Annotated in this window: 20 protein-coding genes; 10 read left to right on the forward strand and 10 right to left on the reverse strand. The window is 65.6% G+C overall.

Annotation, left to right across the window (positions count from 1 at the left end; all coding sequences use genetic code 11):
- Positions 1-13 precede the first annotated feature (13 nt).
- The 3 genes from hslO to queE all read left to right on the forward strand — a co-directional run bounded on the left by hslO (position 14) and on the right by queE (position 2579).
- The gene (gene hslO, locus C8J25_RS10890; protein WP_107954447.1) at positions 14-931 is read left to right on the forward strand and encodes an Hsp33 family molecular chaperone HslO; all 918 of its coding nucleotides are present in this window, start codon (positions 14-16) and stop codon (positions 929-931) included.
- Positions 932-1240: 309 nt separating this feature from the next.
- Positions 1241-1945: a 7-cyano-7-deazaguanine synthase QueC gene (gene queC, locus C8J25_RS10895; protein WP_107954448.1), complete on the forward strand. Its 705-nt coding sequence runs from the start codon at positions 1241-1243 to the stop codon at positions 1943-1945.
- 1 nt (position 1946) lies between these two features.
- Positions 1947-2579 carry a 7-carboxy-7-deazaguanine synthase gene (queE, locus tag C8J25_RS10900; protein ID WP_107954449.1) on the forward strand — a complete coding sequence of 211 codons (633 nt, stop codon included), beginning with the start codon at positions 1947-1949 and terminating at the stop codon, positions 2577-2579.
- A gap of 167 nt (positions 2580-2746) precedes the next feature.
- On the opposite strand, the gene C8J25_RS10905 is transcribed toward queE, so the two are convergent.
- The 3 genes from C8J25_RS10905 to lipB form a co-directional block, all read right to left on the reverse strand.
- Positions 2747-3457: a hypothetical protein gene (locus C8J25_RS10905; protein WP_107954450.1), complete on the reverse strand. Its 711-nt coding sequence runs from the start codon at positions 3455-3457 to the stop codon at positions 2747-2749.
- Positions 3458-3754: 297 nt separating this feature from the next.
- Positions 3755-4036, reverse strand: a complete 282-nt coding sequence (locus C8J25_RS10910; protein WP_107954451.1) for a hypothetical protein — start codon at positions 4034-4036, stop codon at positions 3755-3757.
- Between the two features lie 103 nt (positions 4037-4139).
- On the reverse strand, positions 4140-4946 hold the full coding sequence (gene lipB / locus C8J25_RS10915) for a lipoyl(octanoyl) transferase LipB (protein ID WP_244186990.1): 807 nt from the start codon (positions 4944-4946) through the stop codon (positions 4140-4142).
- On the opposite strand from lipB, the gene C8J25_RS10920 reads away from it, so the two are divergent.
- Together C8J25_RS10920 and C8J25_RS10925 are read left to right on the forward strand one after the other, a co-directional pair.
- Entirely contained in the window at positions 4912-5772 is an 861-nt protein-coding gene (locus C8J25_RS10920; protein WP_107954453.1) for a hypothetical protein, read from the forward strand. The genes lipB and C8J25_RS10920 overlap by 35 nt on opposite strands.
- On the forward strand, positions 5769-6509 hold the full coding sequence (locus C8J25_RS10925; protein WP_107954454.1) for a hypothetical protein: 741 nt from the start codon (positions 5769-5771) through the stop codon (positions 6507-6509). The genes C8J25_RS10920 and C8J25_RS10925 overlap by 4 nt, the downstream gene beginning before the upstream one ends.
- A 110-nt stretch (positions 6510-6619) precedes the next feature.
- Here the strand turns inward: C8J25_RS10925 and C8J25_RS10930 are convergent, their stop codons facing one another.
- The 3 genes from C8J25_RS10930 to C8J25_RS10940 form a co-directional block, all read right to left on the reverse strand.
- Complete coding sequence (locus C8J25_RS10930; protein WP_107954455.1) at positions 6620-7213, reverse strand: GNAT family N-acetyltransferase; 594 nt, start codon at positions 7211-7213, stop codon at positions 6620-6622.
- 4 nt (positions 7214-7217) lie between these two features.
- Entirely contained in the window at positions 7218-8060 is an 843-nt protein-coding gene (gene hemF / locus C8J25_RS10935) for an oxygen-dependent coproporphyrinogen oxidase (protein WP_107954456.1), read from the reverse strand.
- Between the two features lie 174 nt (positions 8061-8234).
- Positions 8235-8684 (reverse strand): tRNA (cytidine(34)-2'-O)-methyltransferase, encoded by a 450-nt coding sequence (locus C8J25_RS10940; RefSeq protein ID WP_107954457.1) that lies wholly within the window; start codon positions 8682-8684, stop codon positions 8235-8237.
- Positions 8685-8876: 192 nt separating this feature from the next.
- On the opposite strand from C8J25_RS10940, the gene petA reads away from it, so the two are divergent.
- The 5 genes from petA to C8J25_RS10965 all read left to right on the forward strand — a co-directional run bounded on the left by petA (position 8877) and on the right by C8J25_RS10965 (position 13298).
- A complete protein-coding gene (gene petA / locus C8J25_RS10945) occupies positions 8877-9443 on the forward strand; it encodes a ubiquinol-cytochrome c reductase iron-sulfur subunit (protein WP_056489394.1) in 567 nt (188 codons plus the stop codon).
- 10 nt (positions 9444-9453) lie between these two features.
- Positions 9454-10764: a cytochrome b gene (locus C8J25_RS10950; protein ID WP_107954458.1), complete on the forward strand. Its 1311-nt coding sequence runs from the start codon at positions 9454-9456 to the stop codon at positions 10762-10764.
- Positions 10765-10785: 21 nt separating this feature from the next.
- Positions 10786-11628 carry a cytochrome c1 gene (locus C8J25_RS10955; protein WP_107954459.1) on the forward strand — a complete coding sequence of 281 codons (843 nt, stop codon included), beginning with the start codon at positions 10786-10788 and terminating at the stop codon, positions 11626-11628.
- 139 nt (positions 11629-11767) lie between these two features.
- Positions 11768-12316, forward strand: a complete 549-nt coding sequence (locus C8J25_RS10960; RefSeq protein WP_107954460.1) for an adenine phosphoribosyltransferase — start codon at positions 11768-11770, stop codon at positions 12314-12316.
- 256 nt (positions 12317-12572) lie between these two features.
- The gene (locus tag C8J25_RS10965; protein ID WP_107954461.1) at positions 12573-13298 is read left to right on the forward strand and encodes a hypothetical protein; all 726 of its coding nucleotides are present in this window, start codon (positions 12573-12575) and stop codon (positions 13296-13298) included.
- Positions 13299-13563: 265 nt separating this feature from the next.
- On the opposite strand, the gene C8J25_RS10970 is transcribed toward C8J25_RS10965, so the two are convergent.
- The 4 genes from C8J25_RS10970 to C8J25_RS10985 form a co-directional block, all read right to left on the reverse strand.
- Entirely contained in the window at positions 13564-14025 is a 462-nt protein-coding gene (locus tag C8J25_RS10970) for a MaoC family dehydratase (protein WP_107954462.1), read from the reverse strand.
- An 11-nt stretch (positions 14026-14036) separates the two neighbouring features.
- Positions 14037-15347 carry an alkaline phosphatase family protein gene (locus C8J25_RS10975; protein ID WP_425275464.1) on the reverse strand — a complete coding sequence of 437 codons (1311 nt, stop codon included), beginning with the start codon at positions 15345-15347 and terminating at the stop codon, positions 14037-14039.
- 285 nt (positions 15348-15632) lie between these two features.
- Positions 15633-17255: a hypothetical protein gene (locus tag C8J25_RS10980; protein WP_244186992.1), complete on the reverse strand. Its 1623-nt coding sequence runs from the start codon at positions 17253-17255 to the stop codon at positions 15633-15635.
- A gap of 51 nt (positions 17256-17306) precedes the next feature.
- On the reverse strand, positions 17307-17660 hold the full coding sequence (locus C8J25_RS10985; RefSeq protein ID WP_107954464.1) for a hypothetical protein: 354 nt from the start codon (positions 17658-17660) through the stop codon (positions 17307-17309).
- Between the last annotated feature and the right edge of the window lie 68 nt (positions 17661-17728).

Consider the following 17728-nt stretch of genomic DNA (forward strand, 5'->3'; position numbering starts at 1 on the left):
CATCTGGCGGACGATGAACGATACGCCAAAATTCGATCCCAACGTGACCGATCTCGACCGTGCGCTGGCTTTCGCGATCCCGACGCGCAGTGCACGCGGCCGGATCGTGCGGCTCGGCACCGCGCTCGACGAAGTGCTTGCCGCGCACGCCTATCCGCCCGCGATCGAGAAGCTGCTCGCTGAGGCGCTCACGCTCGCCGCGCTGATCGGTTCGACGCTCAAGGATTCGAGCGGCCAGCTGACGATGCAGACGCGCACCGACAACGGCGTCGTCCAACTGCTCGTCTGCGACTACCGCGGCGGCGAAGTGCGCGGCTACATCGAATATGATGCCGACAAGCTCGCCGAAGCGCCTGCCGAGCCATCGCTGTTCGCGCTGTTCGGCGCCGGCTATCTCGCGATCACGTTCGACATGGCGACCAGCAACGAGCGCTATCAGGGCATCGTCCCCCTCGACGGCGACACGCTGTCGCAGGCCGCGCAGAGCTATTTCACGCAGTCCGAACAGATTCCGACGATGATCCGCACCGGGATGGCGAAGGGCCCCGACGGTCGCTGCATCTCGGGCGGGCTGTTTCTCCAGCATCTCCCCGAAGGCGAGGACGGGCGCGAACGCCTGCATACCAAGCTCGATCATCCGGAATGGGAGCATGTCGCCACGCTCGGCAACACGATGGGCGTCGATGAACTCACCGATGCGACGTTGCCGCTGGAGACGCTCGTCTGGCGCCTGTTCAACGAGGAGGAGGACGTCCGCATCCTCGCCGACATCCCGATCATGCGCGGGTGCCGCTGCGATCCGGATTACATCCGAGGCGTGATTTCGAAATTTCCCCTGGAAGAGCGCCAGTCGATGGCGGATGAGTCCGGCTTCATCATCGTCGACTGTGCATTCTGCGCGACCAAGTTCCCGGTGGCGGTGGAGGACTAAGCCCTCTCCCTACAGGGGAGAGGGAGGGGCCCGCGACGTAGTCGTGGGAGGGTGAGGGGCGTGAGGCTCAGGACACTAGTCCCAACTACCCCTCACCCTTCCGTCGCCTACGGCTCCTCCCTCCCTCTCCCCCCGGGGGAGAGGGGAAGTGCGCGTTAACGGCGTTTTTACGCCTCGCCGCTATCTTCGGTCACGTGCTCTTATTCAGCACGTTTTCTCCCTTGTGGCGCGTGTCCGCGCCAAACTCGGGGCCGCTCCGCCGGGCGGCCCCTTTCTTTTTTGCGCTCGCTGGCCTAGCGAACACGCATCATGACATCCCCTGCTCCCTTTGCGGTCGCCCTCGTCTCGGGCGGGCTCGACTCGATGGTATCCGCCGCCCTTGCGCGCGAAGCCGGCCAGCGCGTGCTCGCGCTGTCGTTCGATTATAACCAGCGTCACCGGATCGAACTCGACGCAGCGCGCCGGGTCGCCAGTGCACTCGGTGCCGAGCGCCACATCGTCCTGCCGATGGACCTGTCCGCGTTCGGCGGATCCGCGCTGACCGCCGACATCGACGTGCCGAAGGACGGCGCTGGTACCGAAGACGGCGGTGGCATTCCCGTCACCTACGTCCCTGCACGCAACACGATCTTCCTCAGCCTCGCGCTTGGCTGGGCGGAGGCGGCGGGCGCGCGCGACATCTATATCGGCGTCAACGCGCTCGATTACTCCGGCTATCCCGATTGCCGCCCCGAGTTCATCGCCGCCTTCGAAGGCCTCGCCGAACTCGCGACCAAGGCCGGCGTCGAAGGCGAACCGTTTCGCATCCAGGCACCGCTTCAGATGATGACCAAGGCGGATATCGTCCGCGAAGGCACACGTCTGGGCCTCGATCTGGGCCTCAGTTGGTCGTGCTACGATCCGACGCCCGCCGGTGAGCATTGCGGCGAGTGCGACAGCTGCCGCCTGCGTTCGCGCGGCTTCGACGAAGCCGGGATCGCCGATCCGACGCGCTACGCCGTCAAGCCGGCCTGACATGAGCTACGCCGTCAAGGAAATGTTTCTCACGTTGCAGGGTGAGGGCGTCAACGCCGGTCGCCGCGCGGTGTTCGTCCGGTTCGCCGGCTGCAACCTATGGTCGGGCCGTGAACAGGATCGCGCCACCGCGGTCTGCAAGTTCTGCGATACCGAGTTCGTCGGCACCGACGGGCTGGGCGGCGGCAAGTTCGCCGACGCGCAAGCCTTGGCGTCAGCGGTCGCGGGCTTTTGGGGCGAGGGCGAGCGCGATCGCTTCGTCGTCCTGACCGGTGGAGAGCCGATGCTCCAGATCGACGACGCTATCGTCGATGCGTTGCATGAGCAGGGTTTCCGCATTGCGATGGAAAGCAACGGCACGATCCCGGCGCATCCGGGAATCGACTGGATCTGCATCAGCCCCAAGGCCGGCAGCATCGTCGTCCAGCGCGCCGGGCACGAACTGAAGCTCGTCTGGCCGCAGCCGGGCAGCGACATCGAAGAGGTCGAGACCTGGGATTTCGAGAACTTCCTGCTCCAGCCGCTCGACGATCCGCGAGCGGATGCGAACCGCGAGGCGTGCGTGGACCTCGTCATGGAACGCCCGCAATGGCGACTGTCGCTCCAGACGCACAAGCTGCTCGGCCTGCGCTGATCGGTCTGCGGTACGACGTGCGAGTCTGGAAAAAACGGCACCCCTAGTCCGTCATCCCAGCGAAAGCTGGGATATCCCCGTGTGACGTCCGTCATCTGATCCGCAAGATACCCCAGCTTTCGCTAGGGTGACGGGGGGCAATGAAGTCACGCCCCCCAAGCCAACCTTTACCGCGTCGCCATACCCATGCCGACCGGCGGCCAGTTCTGCGCGCCGCACTTCTTCACGACCCATTCGCCCTTCTTGTTCCAGCAGATCGGATCGAGGCGGATCATCATTGGTGCTCCCCGTTCGCGACCGATGTACCGGGGAAAGCGCTGCTCGCCCCACGGGATCAGGCTGTTGCGTAACTCGCGCGAGCGGGCGAGTGCGACCTCGAAGAAATGACCGCGCGGTGCGAACACCGCATCACGCCCGATCGACCCTGCGGTCTGGCAAAAGCCGTACTGCGCCGCCACGGTGGCGAAGCTCGAATAGGTCCGCGTCCCGAACTGGTCGAGCGCGCCCTGACCCGCCCTGGGGCCGGCCGCCTTGTTCACGCGCAGGAAGTATTTGGTGAGCGTGTCGAAGGCCCCCTTTAACTCCTCGCCGTGATCGGCCAGGATCGAATTATAGTTCGGCACGGTCAGCAAAGTCGGTTCGAACTGGCACTGCAACGCAGCGACGTTGAGCGCCGCGCGCATGTGCCATACCAACGCCGCCCGCATTTCCGCCGAAGTCGCGCCGGGCAGGGCCTGACCAAGGTCGGATTCTTCACCGGTGACGGCTGCACCCGAGAAATCGCGCGACTGTAAAAAGAACTGCGCCGACGCCGACTGCGCCACAGCGAGCCCGCTCGACGCCACGCAAAGCGCGAGCGCGGTACGCAACACCTTCATTCCAACCTCCCCAGGGCATTCCAAGTGATCGAATCTAAAGCGTTTCCGTGAAACTCCCAAGCGATTTTAACCTTTTCGACCCGTCGTCCGACGCCGTTGCCGGGTGGGAACGGCAGAAATCCGTCGGCGCCGAAACGATCGCTCGACGACGATGCCGTGGGGGTGCCGTAGAGTGCCCAATAGAGGGTGCGGCCGCACGTGCTGCGACCGTCGAAACCACAGCACTTCGCCAATAACGAAAAGGGCCGCCCGGTTGCCCGGGCGGCCCTCCACAACGTCGTAGTTTCCTTGCGGAAATTACATTGCGTTGGTGGTCATCGCGTTGTTCGTCATCATGGTGTCGTTCGACATCATCGTGTCGTTCGCCATCATGGTGTCGTTGGCCATCATGCCAGCGTTCGACGCGCCGTCGACTGCGGTCATGTTGTCGGACATCGTGTCCATGCCCTCAGTGGCGTTCATGTCGGTGACCATCGTGTTGTCGGTCGTGGTCTCGGTCTTGGGACCGCAAGCCGAAACAGCGAGTGCTGCGCTGGCGATCAGCGAACCGGTCAGAACCTTGGAAATGAGTGCACGCATGTGGAAGCTCCCTAGATAGAGGATTTGGCTGGCTGCTCGCCCTTAATACCCAAATCGTAGTGGACATTAATCCGATAACGCTTTGCCCTCAAGCCTCGTTTTCTCAAGGACAAGAAACTGTTTCAAGGAAAGCATCGGCCGTCAACGCCAGGGCGGCGTCTAAGGTTGCAAGGTCGGCCGGAATGCCGAGCGATTGCAGGCTGGTAACGCCGTATTCCGGCAGGCCGCAGGGCACGATGCCACCGAAGTGCGACAGGTCGGGGTCGACGTTGACCGAGAAACCATGGAGCGTCACCCAGCGCTTCACCCGCACGCCGATCGCCCCGATCTTGGCCTCTCGACCCCGATCGAGTGTCCAGATCCCGACCCGGCCATCGACCGCGAACGCCTCGACGCCGAGTTCGCCCAGCGCCGCGATCACCCAGGATTCGAGTGCGTGGACGTAGCACCGCACGTCGCGCCCGCGCTTGGTGAGGTCGAGCACGACATAGCCGATCCGCTGCCCCGGCCCGTGATACGTATATTTGCCGCCGCGCCCGGTCGGGATCACCGGAAAGCGCGCGTCGATCAGGTCGCCCGGCTCCGCACTGGTGCCGGCGGTGTAGACCGGCGGGTGCTCGAGCATCCACAGCAGTTCGCGCGCGTCACCGGTGCCGACGGCAACCGCGCGCGCCTCCATCTCGGCCAGTGCATCCGCGTAAGGGGTAAGGCCGGCGCTGGTCCGCCATTCGATATCGGAGAGGGGAGGGTTGGTCACCGATCCCAATTGCGCACCCGCATCCGAAGTTGCAACCGCGGCGAGCGTTTCAACCATGTGGTCAAGCGCGGGGGCTTGGGCTAGTCCGCGCAGGAACGGGAATGGCGGGAGCACAGGCATGGCGACGACAGGCGCGACGACGGGCATAGTCAACGTACGCGTGAAGATGGGAACGGTCTGGGATCGCACTATCGAGGTGCTCAACGGACGCACCGGGATGATCGCGCGGATCGGAGTGCTCGGCATGTTGCTGCCGACGGTCGTGCGGGATGGGTTCGTCGCGTTCTCTTCGCGCGCCAATCCGGTTTCGATGCTGGTCGGCGCAGTCCTGACGATCGGTGCGCTCGTCGCGATGATCTGGGCGCAACTCGCGATCATCGCGATCGCGACCGATCCGGCGGTTGATGCCGCGTCTGCAAGTCGTCAGGCACGCGCGCGCGTGCTGCCAGCGCTTGGCATCACCGTCCTGCTGACGATCGGCGCGTTCCTGCTCGCGGTGCCACCGATCGTCGTTCTGGTGCAGTCCGGTTTTGACTTCGCCGCTGCCGCCAATGGCTCCAGCGCACAGATGACGCCGCCGAGCGTCGGTGCAGCCAGCTTCACCGCGCTCTACGGGCTGGCCTATCTGCTTGTCCTGCTCTGGATCGGCGCGCGACTGGTGCTGCTCAATCCGGTCATTCTCAACGAACGCCTCGGTGTCGGCGCGATCCGTCGGTCGATCCAGCTGACCAAGGGCATGACGTGGCGGATCATCGGCGTCCTGGTGCTGTTCTGCATCGTCCTGCTGGTCGCCACCGGTGCCGCGCAGTCCGTCACGGGTATCGTCTTCCGTCTCGTGCTGGGCGCGGGTTCCGTCACGACGGCGGCCTTCCTTGCGGGGGTTGCGGGCTCGATCGTCACCACCGCCTTCACGGCGCTCGCCGCCGTCTTCACCGCGCAGCTCTACGTCGCGACCAGAGAGAAACACGCCGTCTCATGAAGCTTGATTTCGCGACTGTTCTCACCGACGCCTGGACGCTGTTCAAGCGCGACCGCGACCTGTTGCTGCGGATCGCCGCGCCGTTCCTGTTCCTGCCCGCGTTCGCGCTCGCGCTGGTCGTGCCCGATCCGCCGATGCCCGACGCGGCGGCCGGCAACAACGAGGCCCAGGCGATGGTCTGGGCCGATGCGGTGCAGACCTGGGCTGCGGCGCATGGCGGCTGGTACCTGCTCGCCTATGTGACGAGCTTCTTCGGGACGTCGTTGTTCTACGCGCTGTATCTCGATCGCGAGCATCTCGACCTGCGGCAGGCGTTGACGCGCTGCCTCCGGATATTCCCGCGCTTCCTGCTGGCAATGGTGATCGTGTCGCTGCCGGCGGGGGCTGGGCTGCTGCTGTATGCGATTCCGGGGTTGTACATCCTCGGCCGGACGATGCTGACCGGCCCGGCGATGTTCGCCGAAGCCCCGCTCGGTGCGCTGGCCGCGATCCGCCGCAGTCTCGTACTCAGCCGTGGCGCGGGGTTGTCGCTCATGGGGCTGGCGGCGTTCAGCTACATCAGCGGCTGGCTCGTCGGTGCCCCCTTCATGATGGCCGACAAGGCGTTGCGCGACGGCGGGCAGGGCAACCCGGTCGCGCTGGCGATCGTCGATGCCGGCGCTGCGGTGGCGGCGATGGCGGCCGGTATAGCGATGGCGCTGATCGCGATCTCGGCTTACCGGCGCTTGGCTAGGTAGGGCGCAAAGCTCAGCGTTCGCCAAGGCATTAAACCTCCTGCCTATTGTTCTCCCGCGAAGGCGGGAGCCCAGTCTGGATCCCCGCCTTCGCGGGGAAACATGCCTTCTTCCTATGCTCGCTTAGCCAGATACGGGATCTGCGGCGCCGTCTCCGGCGGCAGCAACCCAGACGCCCGCGGGTCGGGAAACGTCTCGATCGTACGCTTCACCGCCACGAATCCCTGCGCCCGATAAAACCCCAACGCGCTCGGATGATCGAGTGTGCAGGTATGCAGCCAGACCCGCTCCACCCCCTTGGCCCAGGCCCGAGCGCAAGCCTCGGCCATCAACCACCGCCCATGACCTTGCCCCGCCAGTTCCGGGATCAGCCCGAAATACGAAATCTCGCACGCACCCGCCTCGCGGAAATCGAGTTCGAGCATCCCGACCTCGATTCCCGCCGGATCGAGCACCGCATACACGGCGATCCCCGGATCATGGACGATCGCCGCCAGCGCATCGTCCGCCATCACCAGCCGCGAGAACCACAGCCACGGGCTCCCCACCCGCCGGAACAACGCGCGGTATTTCTCCAACGACGGCCGCTCCCACCGCACCAGCCGCAACCGCGATCCGGGGCTCGGCCGCAGCGGCGGCCGCGTCCGCATCTCCAGCGTCGTGACGATCGTCGCGAGGACGTCGTCGGCAACCGGGATCAGCGCCACCCGGTTAAGACCACGTCGCGCGAGGCGGCAGGCTCATCAGGATCGCATCGATGTTGCCGCCCGTCTTGAGCCCGAACAAGGTCCCCCGGTCATAGACGAGATTGAACTCGGCATAGCGCCCGCGCCATTCGAGCATCCGCGCTTCGTCCGCCGCATCGAACGGCGTATCCATCCGCCGCCGCACGATCCGCGGATAGGCATCGAGGAACGCCTCGCCGACATCGCGCGTGAAGGCGAAGTTGGTTTCGAAATCGCCGTCGAGATGATCGAAGAAAATCCCGCCGACGCCGCGGCCGACTTTCCGGTGCGGGATGTAGAAATAGGTCTCCGCCCAGTCCCTGAAGCGCGGGTAATGCGCCGGATCATGCGCGTCGCACGCCGCCTTCATCGTCGCATGGAAGTCCGCCGTGTCCTCTTGGATCGGCAAGGGCGGGTTGAGATCGCCGCCGCCGCCGAACCAGCGCTTGGTGGTGTTGAGGAAGCGGCAGTTCATGTGCACCGCGGGCACGTGCGGATTGGCCATGTGCGCGACCAGGCTGATCCCGGTCGCGAAGAACCGCGGGTCCTCGCCCGCGCCGTGGATCGATTTGGCGAACTCGCCCTCGAACGTTCCGCCGACGGTCGAGACGTTGACGCCGACCTTCTCGAACACGCGCCCCTTCATGACGCCCATCACGCCACCGCCGCCCGGTTCGCCCGACGGATCGACTCGGTTCCACGGGGTGTACTCAAACGAAGCGTCGGAGCCCGCCTCCCGCTCGATCGCCTCGAACTCCGCGCAGATGCGGTCGCGCAGGGATTCGAACCAGGTTCGGGCGGCGGCTTGCTGGGGGTCGAGTTCGGTCATGAGCGGGTCCCTACCAAATCCTCCCCGGAACGGGGAGGGGGACCGTGCGAAGCATGGTGGAGGGGGCTCACCGCGATCGTACCGTTGCGTAATGGCCACTGGGACGTGTGTGGCGCTCCCCCTCCACCCTTCGGCAAAGGTGCCGAACGGTCCCCCTCCCCGTGCCGGGGAGGATTAGCTCGGCCAGCCGCCCGTCTGCCGCAACGCCTCCGCCGCAACGATCCCCGTCGCCACGGAAATGTTCATCGATCGCAACCCGGGCCGCATCGGGATCAGCACCCGCACGTCAGCCCGCGCATGCACGTCCTCAGGCACCCCAGTCCCCTCGCTCCCCATCAACAACACGTCGTCCTCGCGAAACTCGGCGACATCCAGCCGCACCGCGCCCTTCGTCGTCAGCAACACGATCCGCCCCTGCACCTGCGCCAGGAACGCGTCCCAATCGACATGCCGCACCACGTCGACCGCGCCGACATAATCCATTCCCGAGCGCGCCACCGCCTTCGCGCTCCAAGTGAATCCCATCGGTTCGATAAGGTCGACGCCAATCCCCATGCACGCGGCGGTCCGCAGGATCGCGCCGACATTTCCGGCGATATCGGGCTGATAGAGGGCAATTCTCATCCCCGACCCCCTAGCAAGGCGGTAACCCAAAGCAAAATGCAGTTGGCAAACCCGCACCCCGCCGTCTATCAAAGCGCAGCCTCCGTGGGGACGGTCGGGCAGGGTGGGCCATGGTTCGTCGAAACCGGAAGCCCCGCCAGGCCACGAAAAAAATAACGTGCAAGGGCGAGATGAATGGCGACAGTCGACGACATGGTTCCCCCCGGCGAATCGCCAGAGCCGTTTCACGAAGAGGCCCATGACCCTCGCCGCCGTGATTTCATCAATATTGCAGCCGTCTCGTTCGCCGGCGTCGGTGCGGTCGCGATCGTCCTGCCGCTGATCAACCAGATGAACCCCTCGGCCGACGTGCTCGCACAGTCGACCACCGAGATCGACTTGTCGAAGATCCTCCCCGGCCAAGCGATCAAGACCAGCTTCCGCAAGCAGCCGCTGTTCGTGCGCAACCTGACGCCGAAGGAAATCTCGGAAGCCGACGCGGTCGATATCTCGACGTTGCGCGATCCGCAGACGCTGGAGCAGCGCACCAAGGCGGGCAAGAAGAACTGGCTGATCACGCTGGGCGTCTGCACGCATCTCGGTTGTGTCCCGCTCGGCGCGGGCGAGGGTGAGAACAAAGGCCCGTTCGGCGGCTATTTCTGCCCGTGCCACGGCTCGGCCTACGACACCGCCGCGCGCATCCGCAAAGGCCCCGCTCCGTCGAACCTCCACGTTCCGGACTATGCCTTCAACTCCGACACCGTCGTCACGGTAGGCTGAGGAAAACGACATGAGCTTTCCCTGGGCCAAGCAATACGAACCGAAGCTGCCGCTGACGCGGTGGCTGGATGAGCGGCTTCCCGTTCCCCGGCTCGTCTACAATTCACTCGGCGGCGGCTATCCCGTCCCGCGCAACCTCAATTACTTCTGGAACTTCGGCGTCCTCGCCGGCGCCGCGCTGGCGATCCAGATCGTCACCGGCATCGTCCTGGCGATGCATTATGCCGCCAACGGCCTGGTCGCGTTCGACTCGGTCGAGAGCATCATGCGCGACGTCAACGCCGGCTGGTTCCTGCGCTACGCTCACGCCAACGGCGCCTCGATGTTCTTCATCGTCGTCTACACGCATATCTTCCGCGGGCTCTATTACGGCTCGTACAAGGCGCCGCGCGAGATGGTGTGGCTGCTCGGCGTGGTCATCTTCCTGCTGATGATGGCTACCGCGTTCATGGGCTACGTTCTTCCCTGGGGCCAGATGAGCTTCTGGGGCGCGCAGGTCATCACCGGGTTCTTCTCGGCGATCCCGCTGGTCGGCGACACCATCCGCATCTGGCTGCTCGGCGGATTCGCGCCGGACAACGCCGCGCTCAACCGCTTCTTCTCGCTGCATTACCTGCTGCCGTTCGTGATCGCGGGCGTCATCATCCTGCACATATGGGCGCTGCATATCCCTGGCTCGAACAACCCGACCGGCGTCGACGTGAAGGGCGAGCAGGATACCGTCCCGTTCCACCCCTATTACACCGCGAAGGATGGCTTCGGGCTCGGCATCTTCATGCTGATCTTCGCCGGCCTGCTGTTCTTCTTCCCGAACTATCTCGGCCACCCGGACAACTACATCCCGGCGAACCCGCTCTCGACGCCCGCGCACATCGTCCCCGAATGGTATTTCTGGCCGTTCTACGCGATCCTGCGCGCCTTCACCGCGGACTTCATCCTGCCGGCCAAGCTGTGGGGCGTGCTGGCGATGTTCGGCTCGATCCTGCTGCTGTTCTTCCTGCCCTGGCTGGACAGCTCGCCGGTTCGCTCGATGAACTACCGTCCCAAGGCGCGGATCGCGTTCTGGGTGCTGGTCGCCGACATCCTGATCCTCGGCTATTGCGGCGGTGCACCGGCGACGGCGACCTACGTGATCCTGAGCCAGATCTGCGCGGCCTATTACTTCGCGCATTTCCTGATCATCCTGCCGCTGATCTCGCGCTCAGAGCGTCCGCGGCCGCTGCCCAACTCGATCACCGAGGCCGTCCTGGCCAATCACGGTGGCACGAGCCCGGCCCAGACAGCGCTGTCGACGGCGTCCGCGCCGCACAGCGCGCACTGATACGAACTAGAGGACACACACATGGTTCGTCTCATCGCATCCCTGGTCGGCGCGGCCTTCGTGCTGGTGCTCGGCATCGCGCTGTTCGGCAGCGTCTACGGGGCCATCACCGACCCCGTCGCACCGACCGCCGAGAGCGAGTATCATCTCCACCCCAAGGAGCTGGACCTCGCCTCGAACGGCGTGTTCGGCAAGTTCGACCGTCGCCAGCTCCAGCGCGGTTTCCAGGTCTACAAGGAAGTCTGCGCCGCCTGCCACTCGCTCCGCCTGGTGGCGTTCCGCGACCTGCAGAAGATCGGCTATTCGGAGCCCGAAGTTAAGGCGATCGCCAACCAGTGGGTGATCGAGCAGCCGTCGATCAACCCGGAGACGGGCGAGGCGGCGACGCGGAAGAACATCCCGTCGGATCACTTCCCGCTGCCGTTCGCCAACGACGTCGCCGCCCGCGCCGCGAACAACAACGCGTTGCCGCCCGATCTCTCGCTGATGACCAAGGCACGTCACGATGGCGGCGCCTACATCCACTCGCTGCTGACCGGCTACCAGTCGCAGTCGGCGAAGATGTTGAAGGAATTCCCGGACATCAAGACGCCCGAGGGCCTTCACTACAACCCGTATTTCGCGAACCTCAACATCGCGATGCCGCCACCGCTCACGTCGGATGGCCAGGTCGGCTATGCGGACGGGACCAAGGCGACCAAGGAGCAGATGTCGACCGACGTCGCGGCGTTCCTGACCTGGACCGCCGAGCCTAACCTCGAGGCGCGTCATGCCGCCGGGTTCGCGTCGATCATCTTCATCCTGATCTTCTGCGGCCTCGCCTGGGGCGCCTACCAGAACGTCTGGCGCGACGTTAAGCATTGATGACGGCCCGGCTCGCGCGGTAAGGGCGCACGGATAGAGGGAGCGGCGGACGGGCAAACAGCCTGATCCGCCGCTTTCGTTTTGGCCGTAGCGCAGCACCGCAATACGGCCGCCGCTCCGCGCGAAAGAGGGAACGTCCATGTCCGATATCAACGAGCGCAACGCCGATCTGAAGGCGCTGATCCGTACCATTCCGGACTTCCCCAAGCCCGGCATCCAGTTCCGCGACATCACCACCTTGCTGCTCGACCCGCAGGGTTGGGCGACCGCGATCGAGCGGATGGTGGCAGCGGTCTCTGGCCCCGTCGATCTCGTCGCCGGCATCGAAGCCCGCGGCTTCCTGTTCGCCGCCGCGCTCGCCGCACCGCTCAAGGCCGGCGTCCTGCTGATCCGCAAGGACGGCAAGCTCCCCGGCGCCACCATCGCCGAGGATTACGCACTCGAATACGGCACCGACCGCATCGCGATCCATGCCGACGCCTTCGCCCCCGGCGCACGCGTCCTGCTGGTCGACGACCTGATCGCCACCGGCGGCACCGCCCGCGCCGCCGTCCGCCTCCTCCACAAGGCCGGCGCAGTCGTCACGCAAGCCCAGTTCCTGGTCGACCTTCCCGACCTCGGCGGCGCGGCAGCACTGCGCTCGGATGGCATCGACGCGACCGCGCTGATTCACTTCCCCGGACACTGACCGCGCGCTTGCCGCGGAAGCCCCCGGCCTCGTTCCCCCGCGGACGCGGGGGCCCAGCTAAATACCGTAGCGTACCGCTACCCTGGACCCCCGCGTGCGCGAGGGAACAGTAAAGAGAGAGCGCCTCGCCTGCACGGGCGCTCGCGCCAGCCCCCAAACCCGTCAGACCCCATTCATGGAACTTGCGACATAAGGACTCCGTTGTGCGATGAATGGCGGCGCGTTGTGTCCGCTCTCCACGTACGGGAGAACCTCCATGTTTATAAAGCGCTTCGGCATTATCGGCCTAGCCCTGGGTCTCGGACTAGGCGTCGCGGGCTGCACCGACGGGTACGGCTATGGCGGCGCGGGCGTCGGCTATGCCAGTGACCCCTATTACGGCGGTGGCTACGGCGACGGCTATTACGGTGCAGGCTACGGCGGGGGCTATGATGGCTTCGCAGGCTATGGCGGCCTGAACTCCTACTACGGCTGGAGCGGCGATTATTATTATCCCGGCTCGGGCGTCTACGTCTACGATCGTTACCGCCGGCCACACCGCTGGAACGGCGACCAGCAGCGCTATTGGCAGGGCCGCCAGCAATATCGCGGGAACCGCAACGACGGTGGCCGCGGCAACTGGGGTGGCTTTGGCAACCGAGGCAATGGCGGCCGAGACGGCGGCTGGCGTGGCAACCGTCAGGGCTACCAGGGCAACCCCGGCACGCCCGGTCAGGGCCAGTTCGGCAACGGCCGTCCCGGCCGCGGCGACGATCGCGGACGTGGTCCAGGTCGTGGCCAGTTCGGTCAACCCGGTCAGCCTCCGCAGCCCGGCCAGGTCGCCAACCCACAGCAACCCCAAGCCCAAGGCGGCTTCCGCGGCAATCGCGGCGACGGCGCATTCCGAGGCAATCGCGGCGGCGGCCAGCGCTTCGGCGGTGGACGGCAAGGCGGCGGTCGTCAGGGCGGCGGCAACCGCGGCGGTGGTCGTCCGGCACAGTAAGTAGAGCAGGTCTGGTTCACGCGAAGGCGCAAAGGCGCGAATAGAAGGATTAGATTTCGCGCAGAGGCGCAGAGGCAAATTTAAAGAGAGAATGGTTACCTGCGTAGCGATAACGAAGATCGCCACGAAGCTCTGCCATCAAAAATCTCTCTGCGCCTCTGCGCCTCTGTGCGAACAAATCTTCTCTTCGCGCCTTTGCGCCTTCGCGTGGACAATAACGGCTTTACCCCCGCAGCCAGACGGCGTTTGGGACCAATCTCCCCAATCAGTCGATCGGCACGTCCGCGGGGCGCGTCGCCACCAGTCCATTAGACACGAACGTCATCACCATCACGTCGTCCTGATTGAACACCCGCATCCGGCTCTTGAAGATCCCCATCTCGGGCCGGCTCGCCGACACGCGCTTCTCCAGTATCTCGGTCTCGCAGCGCAGCGTGTCCCCCGGATACACCGGCTTCACCCACTTCAGTTCGTCGATCCCCGGCGACCCGAGCCCCGCCTGCTGGTTCTCCTTCAGGTTCGCGACGACCATCGACATCACCATCGCGCACGTATGCCAGCCGCTCGCCGACAACCGCCCGAAATGCGTCTGCGCGGCCGCCTCGTCGGACAGGTGAAACGGCTGCGGATCGTATTTCGCGGCAAAGTCCATCACCTCCTCGCGCGTGACCGCGTAGGAACCGAACGAAGCAGTCCGACCGACCTCGATATCCTCGAAATACTGCACGACCTCTCCTCTTATCGTTGCAGCACCTTCTGGAAGGGTACATCGGTGCCGTCCAGCCCCGCCTCTGCCGGCAACCCGATCAGATCACGCAGCAAGGGCTCGATCGCAACGTTGTCGAAGCTCGCAATCGTCTTGCCGCGCGCAAACGCCGGCCCGTTGGCGATGAACAGCGCGCGCATCTCCGGCGCCATGTTGTCATAGCCGTGCATCCCGCCGATCGAAGCCTTGGTCGGCGCGCTCGGATCGACCCGCCAGCCGACATCGGCGAGACACAGATAGCTCGGCACGCGCGGATTGCGCCCATAATGGAACCGCGCCGGGATCTCCCCCTTGCGCCAGCATTGCAGATGATCGTGGCGGGTCAGCAACCGCGCCTCCAGCGCCGCCTCATGCCCCGGCACCGCGAACAGGGTCGCGTACGGCCCGGTCTCGACGGTACGATAGTCCGCCTTGTCCGCGATCGTATCCAGCGCCACCACCCGCGTGCTGCTCATCGCCGCCATGCCGTGATCCGCGACGATCACCAGGTTCGCGCGCTGCCCCAGCGCGGCAAGCCCATCGACCAGCGCGCCAATGCTCGCATCGACATCCGCCACCGCCTGCGTCACGCCAGCACTGTCCGGCCCGCCCGCATGACCCGCGCTGTCGACCGTATCGAAATACAACGTCACCAGCTTCGGACGTATGGCAGCAGGCCGCCGCATCCAGTCGAGCACAGCGTTGACCCGCTGCGTCCCCGAAACCTGCTGGTTGAACTGCTGCCAGTCCTCCGGCCGCGTGCCCCCCTCGATCGCGCCGTGGCTGTCGGGCTTGACCTTGCCGCCGACCGCAACGTTCGCGCCTGGCCAGAACATCGTCGCGGTCCGGATCCCCGCCTTCTCCGCATCGACCCAGATCGGCGAACTCTCGCTCCACCAGAACGGATCGTCGGTCGCCATCGTGAACGTCTCCCCCGGCCGCGCGGGATCCTCCATCTTGTTGCCGACGATCCCGCTGCGATCGGGCCGCAGGCCGGTCACCAGAGTCCAGTGATTGGGAAATGTGATGCTAGGGAAGGAAGGCCGCATGCTCGCGAACACCCCGCCCGCGCGCAGCCGGTTGAGATTGGGCGTCACCCCCCGGTCGAGATAATCCGGCCGGAACCCGTCGATCGACACGAGGATCGTAACCGGGGCCCGAGTCTCGCCCGGCATCGCCGCGGCCGCGATCGATGCGGGGGCAGGCGCAGTGATCGGCGCAAGGGCAGGGGGCGTATACGGATACGCACACCCAGCGAGCGTCAGCCCGAGTGCAGAACCTAGGAGAGCCAGCGCGTTCTTCATCATAACCGTTCGTCCCGAGCAGGTGGCGACTTCGCGCGATCCCTACTCGGCACGAACGATCAGCGAAAGTGATCCTCATCCTGAAGTCTAGCCGCCCAAGAGAATACCCCCCCGGCGGAGGCCGGGGCCCAGTTGGGGGACGTTGCTGATCGGCGTTCCGCGTCGTTACTCCCACCTACCCAACTGGACCCCGGCCCCCGCCGGGGAGGTAAAGAAGGAGCCGGGAGGTAAGGTGACGGGGGAAAGGGAGGTGACCTCCCGCAACAGTCGGCACCAGCCGTCGGCCTACAACCCCACTGCCAGCTTGCTAAACAAGGTCCAGCTCACCGGCGTCTTCCCATACGCCGCCTCCAGCGCCGCCGGCTTAGCATACGCCGCCACGGTCCCGCCAAGCGCCAACCCGAGCGGTCCGACGATCGGCAACCGGTACGCATACCCGACCTCCGCCTTCGTCACCCGGAACTTCCGATCGTGCAGCGGATCGCCCTCATCCGGAAAAAGCTCGTCGTTCGCCACGTTCTCGACCCTGCCGAACACCGCATGCCGCGCCGAAAGCTCATACGTAGCCTCCGCCAGAAACGCGCTCAGCTTCTCCCCCGGCACCCGATCCTTAAGGCTATACGCAAACGTCGTCGCCAGCCCGCCCCGCGCATATTGCACGCTGGCCGTCGAGCGATTCTCGTCCTCCCCCGGATGCTGCGCCTCGGGCTCCTTCAGCCGCCCATGGCTCACCTGCACCGCCCAGAACGGCGACGGCGTCCACGTCCCGCGCACGCTCCACGAATCGAGTCGCGGCGTCTCGATGTTCCAGCGATGCTCGTCCGGCTCGCGCCCCTTGAACGCCGACGCCTCCAGCTGGAACGCGGGCGTCGCATACCCCGCCGTCACCACGCCGTAGGTGATGTGCGTCGAGTCGAACCAGTGATGCGTGATCGGCGACATCGGCTGATACCGCGCCGACCCGCGGTGCATGAACGCGCTCGGCCCCAGCGCCGGCTCGCCGACCGGCCCGCCATACAGGAACACCGTGTCGCCGTTCCCCAGCCGGTAATCGATCTTCGCGGCAAGCTCCATGAACAGGTCGTGCGGATGCTGCCGATCGACCAGCGGCCGGTCGTTCGCCAGCTCGCCGGTCGCAAACAGATTGGTGTAGCCGCGCGCGCCCATCAGCGGCTCAAGGCTGTTCATCGTCCGCAACTGGATATGAAACCGGTCGCCCAGGTCGCGATCCGCCATCAGCATCGCCATCGACTGCACGAACGCCTCGCTCCGCCCGCGCGGGCCCCCCTGGTCGGTCGCGACGCCCCAAGCATAGCCATGCGCCATCAGCGCCCACTCGCCCGCCTGCGTCATATACCCGCGCATCGGCCCCTCGGCTGCCGGCAACCGCGACGTCCCGCTACCCTGGCTGTAGAACCCGGCCGACGTGCCCATCGCCATCCCCGCCATCGCCGAGCCCGCTGGCATCTTCGCCACCGCCGCATCGGATGCCGCGCGATAGGCGGGGTCGGCGATCATCGCATGCCCCATCGCGCTATGGTCCATCGCCATCCCGGGCATCGCCGAGTGATCCATCTGCGCATGATCCATCCCCGGCATGGCGTCCGGCATCGCAGACGGTGCGGCCGGAGCCGGCGGCGCGACCGGAGCAGGGTGGTCCATCGCTGAATGATCGACAGCCCTCCCAGACTGCGAAGCCGGAACCGCCGGAGCAGCCGAGCGCTTAGCCGCCGGCCGCGACTTCGCCTTCTTCACCGTCGTCTTGCGAACCGCATCCGGCATCGTCATGCCCGGCATGGCCATGGAATGTTGCGCCACCGCAGCAACCGGCAGCACCGCCGCTACGACACCGCCCGCAAGCAGCATCGCCCTCACGGCACCAGCCGCGAGCAACCTCGATCGAGTCATCGTTATATCCTTGGAAAAGCCTGAAAATCACGGTGCCTCAGCACCCGACGATTAAGCTTCTCGCGGAGGCCGCAAAGCCGGCGCGACGCCAGCCCCAAGATCCAGCACCGCCGCCCGCTCGGTCACCATAACCGGCTCCCGCAACGCCACGCCGAGCACCCGGGCGGCATTCCAGTTCGAAGGCGGCACGCACCCGATGCACCCATGCAGCGGCGTAGCCTTCCGATCGGGCGCCTCGTGATCCGGCCGATTGCCCGATATCGCCTCGTGCGTCCCGCCCATCGCCGCCATGTCCATGACGACGCCATGTCCGCGCGAAGCAGACACGTCATGACACGCCGCCGGCGCCACCGCAGGAAACGCAAACGCAGCAAGGAGCAAAGCCAGGATCAGGCGCGCGAGCATGTCGCCGTTCTACGCCGCCGCGCAACCCGCGACAACCTCGCAGTCTTTCCTCAAACCCGGCAGAGCCA

It is taken from the genome of Sphingomonas faeni (assembly GCF_003053745.1).
Taxonomy (GTDB): domain Bacteria; phylum Pseudomonadota; class Alphaproteobacteria; order Sphingomonadales; family Sphingomonadaceae; genus Sphingomonas; species Sphingomonas faeni.

What these genes read in the sequence shown, in the direction of transcription:
- hslO (WP_107954447.1), top strand. Translation starts at nt 14, where the DNA reads ATGAACGATACGCCAAAATTCGATCCCAACGTGACCGATCTCGACCGT.
- queC (WP_107954448.1), top strand. Translation starts at nt 1,241, where the DNA reads ATGACATCCCCTGCTCCCTTTGCGGTCGCCCTCGTCTCGGGCGGGCTC.
- queE (WP_107954449.1), top strand. Translation starts at nt 1,947, where the DNA reads ATGAGCTACGCCGTCAAGGAAATGTTTCTCACGTTGCAGGGTGAGGGC.
- C8J25_RS10905 (WP_107954450.1), bottom strand. Translation starts at nt 3,457, where the DNA reads ATGAAGGTGTTGCGTACCGCGCTCGCGCTTTGCGTGGCGTCGAGCGGG.
- C8J25_RS10910 (WP_107954451.1), bottom strand. Translation starts at nt 4,036, where the DNA reads ATGCGTGCACTCATTTCCAAGGTTCTGACCGGTTCGCTGATCGCCAGC.
- C8J25_RS10920 (WP_107954453.1), top strand. Translation starts at nt 4,912, where the DNA reads ATGGCGACGACAGGCGCGACGACGGGCATAGTCAACGTACGCGTGAAG.
- C8J25_RS10925 (WP_107954454.1), top strand. Translation starts at nt 5,769, where the DNA reads ATGAAGCTTGATTTCGCGACTGTTCTCACCGACGCCTGGACGCTGTTC.
- hemF (WP_107954456.1), bottom strand. Translation starts at nt 8,060, where the DNA reads ATGACCGAACTCGACCCCCAGCAAGCCGCCGCCCGAACCTGGTTCGAA.
- C8J25_RS10940 (WP_107954457.1), bottom strand. Translation starts at nt 8,684, where the DNA reads ATGAGAATTGCCCTCTATCAGCCCGATATCGCCGGAAATGTCGGCGCG.
- petA (WP_056489394.1), top strand. Translation starts at nt 8,877, where the DNA reads ATGGTTCCCCCCGGCGAATCGCCAGAGCCGTTTCACGAAGAGGCCCAT.
- C8J25_RS10950 (WP_107954458.1), top strand. Translation starts at nt 9,454, where the DNA reads ATGAGCTTTCCCTGGGCCAAGCAATACGAACCGAAGCTGCCGCTGACG.
- C8J25_RS10955 (WP_107954459.1), top strand. Translation starts at nt 10,786, where the DNA reads ATGGTTCGTCTCATCGCATCCCTGGTCGGCGCGGCCTTCGTGCTGGTG.
- C8J25_RS10960 (WP_107954460.1), top strand. Translation starts at nt 11,768, where the DNA reads ATGTCCGATATCAACGAGCGCAACGCCGATCTGAAGGCGCTGATCCGT.
- C8J25_RS10965 (WP_107954461.1), top strand. Translation starts at nt 12,573, where the DNA reads ATGTTTATAAAGCGCTTCGGCATTATCGGCCTAGCCCTGGGTCTCGGA.
- C8J25_RS10975 (WP_425275464.1), bottom strand. Translation starts at nt 15,347, where the DNA reads ATGAAGAACGCGCTGGCTCTCCTAGGTTCTGCACTCGGGCTGACGCTC.
- C8J25_RS10980 (WP_244186992.1), bottom strand. Translation starts at nt 17,255, where the DNA reads ATGACTCGATCGAGGTTGCTCGCGGCTGGTGCCGTGAGGGCGATGCTG.
- C8J25_RS10985 (WP_107954464.1), bottom strand. Translation starts at nt 17,660, where the DNA reads ATGCTCGCGCGCCTGATCCTGGCTTTGCTCCTTGCTGCGTTTGCGTTT.